The sequence below is a fragment of the Modicisalibacter sp. 'Wilcox' genome (assembly GCF_010993675.1).
GTDB lineage: Bacteria > Pseudomonadota > Gammaproteobacteria > Pseudomonadales > Halomonadaceae > Modicisalibacter > Modicisalibacter tunisiensis.
In genome coordinates this window covers 156,324-162,352 of the sequence record NZ_WNXF01000008.1, presented here as the reverse complement: position 1 = coordinate 162,352, position 6,029 = coordinate 156,324, and the positions used below count along the sequence as shown (strand labels likewise).

Sequence of the window (6,029 nt, the reverse complement as noted above, 5' to 3'; positions counted from 1 at the left end):
TGTGATCTGGCGAGATCAATCAACAGGATACGCCACCCTTCCTACCTCCTCCCATACACCAGAAGTCACCATAGCTCGCGGCGCCCGGCCACTGAACGCTGTCAGCGTGCCATTATTGTGAGACTTTTTTATTAAGAAATTCAACTCAAGCGGCCAAGAAACTCAGGCACAGTGCAGGAAACGTGACTCAGATCAGTCACAAAGTTTAAATAGCTGTTTGAAAACGCATTTTCATGAGCAGAAAACGTCAGGCCGTGACTCCTGGAAAGCGCTCATGGTCGCCAGCGTTGACCCCACAGGATCGAGATCAACGCTTTTCCACGCCTTCTTCCTCCGCGTCGCGCTCCAGCCCATAGACCCAGACCAGCAGTTCGGCGATGACCTGGTAGAGCGCCGGCGGTATCCGGGCGTCCAGATCGACCTGCATCAACAGGCCGACCAGTTCCGGGGCATCATGGACGAAAACCCCCTGGCGATGCGCCTCGGCCACGATCCGCTCGGCCAGCTCGCCGTAGCCCTTGGCGACCACCTGCGGCGCGGCATCGCCCTCGCGATAGGCCAGCGCCACGGCCTGGCGGCGCGACTCGGAACGGGGATCCCGGTAGGTCATGCCTCGCCCTCGAAGCCGGCGGGCTCGGCGCCGCCCGGCCGGCGATCGCCATGCTCGTCGCGCAACACGCTGACCCTCACATCATCCAGCCCGCAGCGCCGAAGCCGCGACTCGAAGTCCGCCCGCCCCGCCTCCAGCCTGGTGAACACGGATGCCTCGCTGGCGTGAATCTCCAGGGCCAGCGAGCGCTCGCGAAGCCACAGCCGGACCCCCAGCTCCCCCAGGCTGGCCAGGCGCAGCGTCAGTTCGCTGTGCCAGCTGCCCTCGGGAGCGTCCTCCTCCGGACCGCCGTCGCGCGGCTCCCGCTCGGCCTCCGGCGGCACATGCAGGGTCAGGGCCATGAACAGCCCGGACCAGACTTCCCCCTCCCAACGGATGACCGGCGCGACCATCATCTCGAGCTGGTGGCGCACCAGCTGCTGCAGGACATCGTCCTTGCCCTGCGCCGACTGGGCAGCCTGGGCCTGCTGCGAGGCCAGCTGGAGATCCCGCGCCGCGACCTCGGACAGCGCATCACCAGCCGCCAGCGGACGAAAGCTCAACGCGGCCATGGCGGGCACGGGCGAGGCAGAGGCCGCTCCGCTTCCTGCCGCTTGCGGAGGGGGCGGAAAGCCGCCGGTGGGCGCCGTGCCCGCCGCGCCGCTGGATGTCGACGGCAGCCGGGGCGCAAACTGCATCTGCGGCTCGCGCAGCAGCATCCCGCGCGACAGCTCGCCGCGAAACCAGCGCGCCAGATGGGCCTCGTAGAACAGGCCGCTGGTCTCGATGCCGGCCTGCAGCCGGGGCGCCAGCTGCGTCGCATCCAGTGACGCCCCGGATGCCGACAACGGCGCCGCCGGGCGAATGACCGACGGCGGCGCGGGAAATTTCAGCAATACATCGGCAATCGTGCGTGCCGCCGGGCTGAAGCGGGTCGTCGTCGAGGCCGGCAGCAGGGCCTGCGGAAGCTCGCCCGAGGCCCTGCCCGACGCCGGGGAGACGCCCGGCTGGGGCAGCGTGCCACCGGCACGCCCGGACTCCAGGCGCGAATCGCTGTGCAGGGCGCGCAGGGCCGAATTCGGCGTCAGCGGCCTGACCGGCTCCGCCTCATTGCGGATCACCGGGGCATCACCCCGCTTGCCCAGCACCTGATGGAGCAGGGTATCGATCAGCGGCGTGATGACACCGCTCACCGCGACCTCGGCGACATCCGCACAACCTGGCTGCCGCCGCGATAGGCCTGGCTGGCCTGGCGCTGACGCTGCTGATCGCCGATCAGCAGCCCCAGCTCGTCACGGCGTGTCTGCAGATGACGGCGCGTCTCGCCATCCTGCTCGAGAATCCGCTCGAGCAGCTCCGCCTTGCGCCGGGCCTCGGGCATCTCCAGCACGCAGTCGACCTCGAGACGCTTGATCGTCTCGACGGCCACCACATAACCGGACTCCTCCTCGACCAGCTCCGGCCAGTCACCATTGCGGGCCAGATCCAGCATCCTTGCCGAGCGCTGCAGCAGCTGCTCGTAGCTTTCCAGCACATCTCTTGCCGCCATCATGCGGTTCAGCTCCTCGCCTGGGGGGCGATCTCGCGCCAGGCCGATGCGATGTCGTTGAGCAGGGTATACGCCTCATCGATACGCTGCTCGTCATTTCTCAGGTTGGCCTGCAACAGCAACCGCGAGATATAGTCATACAATGCGCCCAGGTTGGCAGCGATGTCGCCTCCTTTTTCATAGTCGAGCGCCGCAGCCAGACCGTTGTTGACGATATCGATCGCCTTGGACAGCGAGCGTCCCTTCTCGACCTTGTTGCCCTGCTGCAGGTGCAACTTAGCCGCCTTGAGCGAGGCCAGCGCACCATCGAACAGCATGACGATCAACTGATGGGGTGTCGCGGACATCACCGCACTTTCAACCCCTACCTGAGCGTAGGCACCCGCCCCTTGAAGCGTACTCATAGATCACTCCTGTACACGTCAGCAGCCTGCTTACTGCCCTCCCACGGAGGAAAGCTGCTGCGATAGATAATTCATTGTCGAGTTCATGCTGGACACCATCGAGTCCATACGGGAAAACTGTTCCCGATAGCGGTCGATCGTGGCGTTGATACGGTCTTCCGTCCGTGAGTATCGGTCGTCCAAGGAACTGATACGATTCTCGAGGCCCGAGGTCGCGGTTTCTATGGGTCCGTTACTGCCCAGAATGGAATCCAGTCTGGCGCCTAGCTTGTCAGCCAGACCATCGGTCGTGGCATCCCCGCCGAAGAACTGTGTCACGCCACTCATATCGTTGTTCAGCGCATCGGTCAGCTTGGTGTCATCCACCTCGAGCTTGCCGTCGACAGAAAGGTCAATGCCCATGTCAGCCAGCATGGAGATATTGCCGGAACCAACGATGCTGCTGGTCACCTGCCTCAAGCCGGAATCGATCCCCCTGACCGAGCTATTGCCGATCAGCTCACCGGCCGCCTTGCCCCCCCCGTTGAAGGCTGTCAGTGAGTTCATCGTGTCCTGGAGGCTGTTATAGGCATCCACGTACGACTGAATGTCCTCCTTGATGGTGCCGGTATCTCGGGAAACCGTGAGCGTCGATGCGGAGGTCGCATCAGCACTGGCCTGCGTCAGATCCAGCGTCACTCCCTGGATCGCGCCCTCCACATTGTTCGAGGCGCTGGTGATGGCGATGTTGTTGACGGTCAGCGAGGCATCCTGAGCGGCGACAGTCTGGGTCATTCCGTCCGGATCACTATCAGTGGCATTGAAGGACAATTTGCTGTCCAGCGTTGCATCGCCGTTTACCGTGACCGTCATGGCCGAACTCGCCCCGGTATCCTTGGACGTCAGCACTAGGCGATTGCCGCTCCCGTCATTGATCACGGAGGCCGCGATGCCACCATCGGCAGCATTGATGGCATCACGAATATCGCCCAGCGAGCTGCTGGCCGGGTCGATGGATACATCAAAGCTCGCCCCACTGATGCCGGGCTGATCGATGGTAATCGTCGTTGCAACAGAAGCCTGGTTGCTCGTCGTATCGGCGAATCGCTGGCTGGCTATGGAATGCGCCTGTGCCAGGTTGTTGACGTCGATCGTGTAGGTTCCGGGGACCGCACTGCTGTCGGTGGTCACCTCGGGACCGGTGCCGCTGACGTTCGCGCTTACCGCCTGAAACGTCTTGGTATCGTTGAGCTTGTCCACGGCCCCCTGGAAAGATTCCAGCGCCGACTGAAGCTTGCCGAAAGCGGAAATCTCCGCCTTGTAACTGGACTTCTGCTGGGTGATCGGGGTGAGCTGCTGGCGCTCGGCACTTTCGAGCTGTTTCAACAACCCGTTCAGGTCCATGCCCGACCCGATCCCCAAAGACGCTATGCTCGCCATCTATGCCCCCTGATATCTGCGCCCTTTGTACCAGCCCCGTCGCCGCCACGAGCGCGGGAATAGGCCGGTTTTCGGCTGTCACTTCGTGCTATCGGCCCCGGGCGGCGGAACTTTAGCCCTGCCGGCACACGCGAGACTGGCCACGAGAGCGCGGCTGCGACATCATGAGTGGCCCGACGTCCGGCGACACCGGCACCCCGTCAACAAGGAAGGCTTACCATGGATGCGACCCCGCTCTTCGCCGACTATCAACGCTGGCAGCGCTTCAACCGCCAGGATCAGCTGGAGCGCGAGCATCGCGCGGCACTGCGCAAGCTGGCCAGCGCCGGCGCCATGGCCTCGCGTGTCACCCAGGGCTATCGCAGCATGGCGGAAAAGAGCGCCGCCGAGGGCGCCTGCTACCGCACCCTGTTTCGCCGCCGGCGCGACGACGGCCCGGCCCTGGGTTGCGAGGGCTGGCTGTTCGTGCGGCGCATCCTCACCGAGGGCGGCACCACCCGCGTGCGCGCCACCCTGCTCGAGTCCTTCACGCTGGAACAGGGCGCCGTCGAGCCGCAGGAGGCCACCGTCGCCAAGCTGACGTTGGAAATTTTCGATGAAATTCTGGTCCAACGTGACATGGCCCTGGGCTGCCGTATCGACCGCGTCGACGACGACCGCGACACGCATTTCGTGACCTTTCTGGACAGCGTGCGCGGCGACCTGAGACGTTACATGCAGTAACCACGGCACCCCGGCCCTTCGCACCGACCCACCGAGCCGACACAGGAGGCTTCTGAATGACCACCATCGCGCCATCGGCCACTGGCACCGCGCTGCAGCTGGAAACGCTCGACGCCGACGTGACGATCCGTCGCCCGCAGGCCGTGGCCAGCCTGACCATGGACAGCCCCGCCCGGGCCCTGCTGACCGACTTCACCCAGACCGGCGCCTTCACCATCCCGACCTCCCACTCGATCGCCCAGGCGCTCGAGATCATGAAGCAGGGCGGCGTGCGCCTGCTGTTCGTGCTCGACGCCGCCGGCCACCTGACCGGCGTGGTCAACGCCCGGGAACTGATCGGCGGGCGCCGCATCACCCTGGCCATGCGCCAGCACCAGGTCGACCGCGACGAAGTCACCGTCGAGATGGTCCAGACCCCGCGCCAGGAACTCCACGCCCTGCCGCTCGCCCGCCTGGAGAAGATCACGGTCGGCGAGCTGGTCGAGGCGCTCCGTGCCTTCGGCGACCAGCACCTGCTGATCACCGAACCCGACACCCAGGGCGGCACCGCCGTGCGCGGTCTGATCTCCGCCGCCGACGTCGGCCGGGCCCTGGGCATCGTCCTGGACCGCCCGCCCGAAGCGCGCAGCTTCTCGGCGATCTGCCAGGTGGTGCTCGGCCACAGCCTGTAAGCCGGAAAACGTGCCGGGCCGGCGACGGCCCGGCCGATATGATGCCCCGCCCGGGCGGCAATGCACCTCATTCGATTCATTACCCAGGGAGCTCTCGACGTTGGCATTCGGCAACTGGTTCAAGCGCAGGCACAAGTCCGAACAGACGGTCTGGGTCGTCAAGCAGGTCGACGATCACCTGCTGCACCTGTGCGGCCGGGGGCGCATCGAGCCGGCCGGCGCCGACGATGCCACCGACGACGCCACCCTCGAGTCCGGCCGCTTCCAGGGCGCCGTGACCCTGCCGGAGACCGGCCAGCCGCTCAATGCCCGCCAGTTCGCCGCCCTGATCCCCGAGTCGCGCCTGACCCTGGTCGATGACCACACGGCCCGCTGGCGGGAGCGCCTGTGGCATGTCGCCTGGACGCCCCAGCGCTGCTGGCTCCACGACGGCGCCCTGACGGTGGAGCGCAACCCGCTCGCCGGCCAGGCGCCCTGGGTGAGCACCGAGGATGTCAGCGCCATTCGCGCCAAGGCCGGACGCCCCCGCCAGGCCACCGCCTTCTACGGGCTGGAAGCCCTGTCGTCGCCGCCCGACGCCGCCGACCCGGACCATCGGGGCACGCACGCGCCCCGGTCACCGACCGCCTCGTCCACCCCATCATCCCCGTCACGCCGGGACGATTGATCGACCA

General features: G+C 65.8%; 8 protein-coding genes. 3 read left to right on the top strand and 5 right to left on the bottom strand.

Features of this window, described 5'->3' with window-relative positions:
• Nucleotides 1–307: 307 nt before the first annotated feature.
• Genes G7A98_RS09655 through fliD form a run of 5 tightly spaced genes read right to left on the bottom strand, consistent with a single transcriptional unit; the run spans nucleotide 308 to nucleotide 3,961 of the window.
• Nucleotides 308–610: an EscU/YscU/HrcU family type III secretion system export apparatus switch protein gene (locus G7A98_RS09655; protein WP_163649456.1), complete on the bottom strand. Its 303-nt coding sequence runs from the start codon at nucleotides 608–610 to the stop codon at nucleotides 308–310.
• Nucleotides 607–1,782 (bottom strand): flagellar hook-length control protein FliK, encoded by a 1,176-nt coding sequence (locus G7A98_RS09650; RefSeq protein ID WP_163649455.1) that lies wholly within the window; start codon nucleotides 1,780–1,782, stop codon nucleotides 607–609. Before G7A98_RS09650 ends, G7A98_RS09655 begins: the two co-directional genes overlap by 4 nt.
• Entirely contained in the window at nucleotides 1,779–2,141 is a 363-nt protein-coding gene (gene fliT / locus G7A98_RS09645) for a flagellar protein FliT (protein WP_163649454.1), read from the bottom strand. Before fliT ends, G7A98_RS09650 begins: the two co-directional genes overlap by 4 nt.
• A gap of 5 nt (nucleotides 2,142–2,146) precedes the next feature.
• A complete protein-coding gene (gene fliS, locus G7A98_RS09640; protein ID WP_163649453.1) occupies nucleotides 2,147–2,542 on the bottom strand; it encodes a flagellar export chaperone FliS in 396 nt (131 codons plus the stop codon).
• A 30-nt stretch (nucleotides 2,543–2,572) separates the two neighbouring features.
• On the bottom strand, nucleotides 2,573–3,961 hold the full coding sequence (gene fliD / locus G7A98_RS09635; RefSeq protein WP_163649452.1) for a flagellar filament capping protein FliD: 1,389 nt from the start codon (nucleotides 3,959–3,961) through the stop codon (nucleotides 2,573–2,575).
• A gap of 219 nt (nucleotides 3,962–4,180) precedes the next feature.
• Between fliD and G7A98_RS09630 the strand changes: the two genes are divergently transcribed.
• The 3 genes from G7A98_RS09630 (at nucleotide 4,181) to G7A98_RS09620 (ending at nucleotide 6,022) form a co-directional block, all read left to right on the top strand.
• Nucleotides 4,181–4,684 (top strand): hypothetical protein, encoded by a 504-nt coding sequence (locus tag G7A98_RS09630; protein ID WP_163649451.1) that lies wholly within the window; start codon nucleotides 4,181–4,183, stop codon nucleotides 4,682–4,684.
• A 56-nt stretch (nucleotides 4,685–4,740) separates the two neighbouring features.
• Nucleotides 4,741–5,355 carry a CBS domain-containing protein gene (locus tag G7A98_RS09625; protein WP_163649450.1) on the top strand — a complete coding sequence of 205 codons (615 nt, stop codon included), beginning with the start codon at nucleotides 4,741–4,743 and terminating at the stop codon, nucleotides 5,353–5,355.
• Nucleotides 5,356–5,455: 100 nt separating this feature from the next.
• Nucleotides 5,456–6,022, top strand: a complete 567-nt coding sequence (locus G7A98_RS09620; RefSeq protein WP_163649449.1) for a hypothetical protein — start codon at nucleotides 5,456–5,458, stop codon at nucleotides 6,020–6,022.
• Nucleotides 6,023–6,029: the final 7 nt, after the last annotated feature.

What these genes read in the sequence shown, in the direction of transcription:
- fliD (WP_163649452.1), bottom strand. Translation starts at nt 3,961, where the DNA reads ATGGCGAGCATAGCGTCTTTGGGGATCGGGTCGGGCATGGACCTGAAC.
- G7A98_RS09655 (WP_163649456.1), bottom strand. Translation starts at nt 610, where the DNA reads ATGACCTACCGGGATCCCCGTTCCGAGTCGCGCCGCCAGGCCGTGGCG.
- fliT (WP_163649454.1), bottom strand. Translation starts at nt 2,141, where the DNA reads ATGATGGCGGCAAGAGATGTGCTGGAAAGCTACGAGCAGCTGCTGCAG.
- G7A98_RS09630 (WP_163649451.1), top strand. Translation starts at nt 4,181, where the DNA reads ATGGATGCGACCCCGCTCTTCGCCGACTATCAACGCTGGCAGCGCTTC.
- fliS (WP_163649453.1), bottom strand. Translation starts at nt 2,542, where the DNA reads ATGAGTACGCTTCAAGGGGCGGGTGCCTACGCTCAGGTAGGGGTTGAA.
- G7A98_RS09625 (WP_163649450.1), top strand. Translation starts at nt 4,741, where the DNA reads ATGACCACCATCGCGCCATCGGCCACTGGCACCGCGCTGCAGCTGGAA.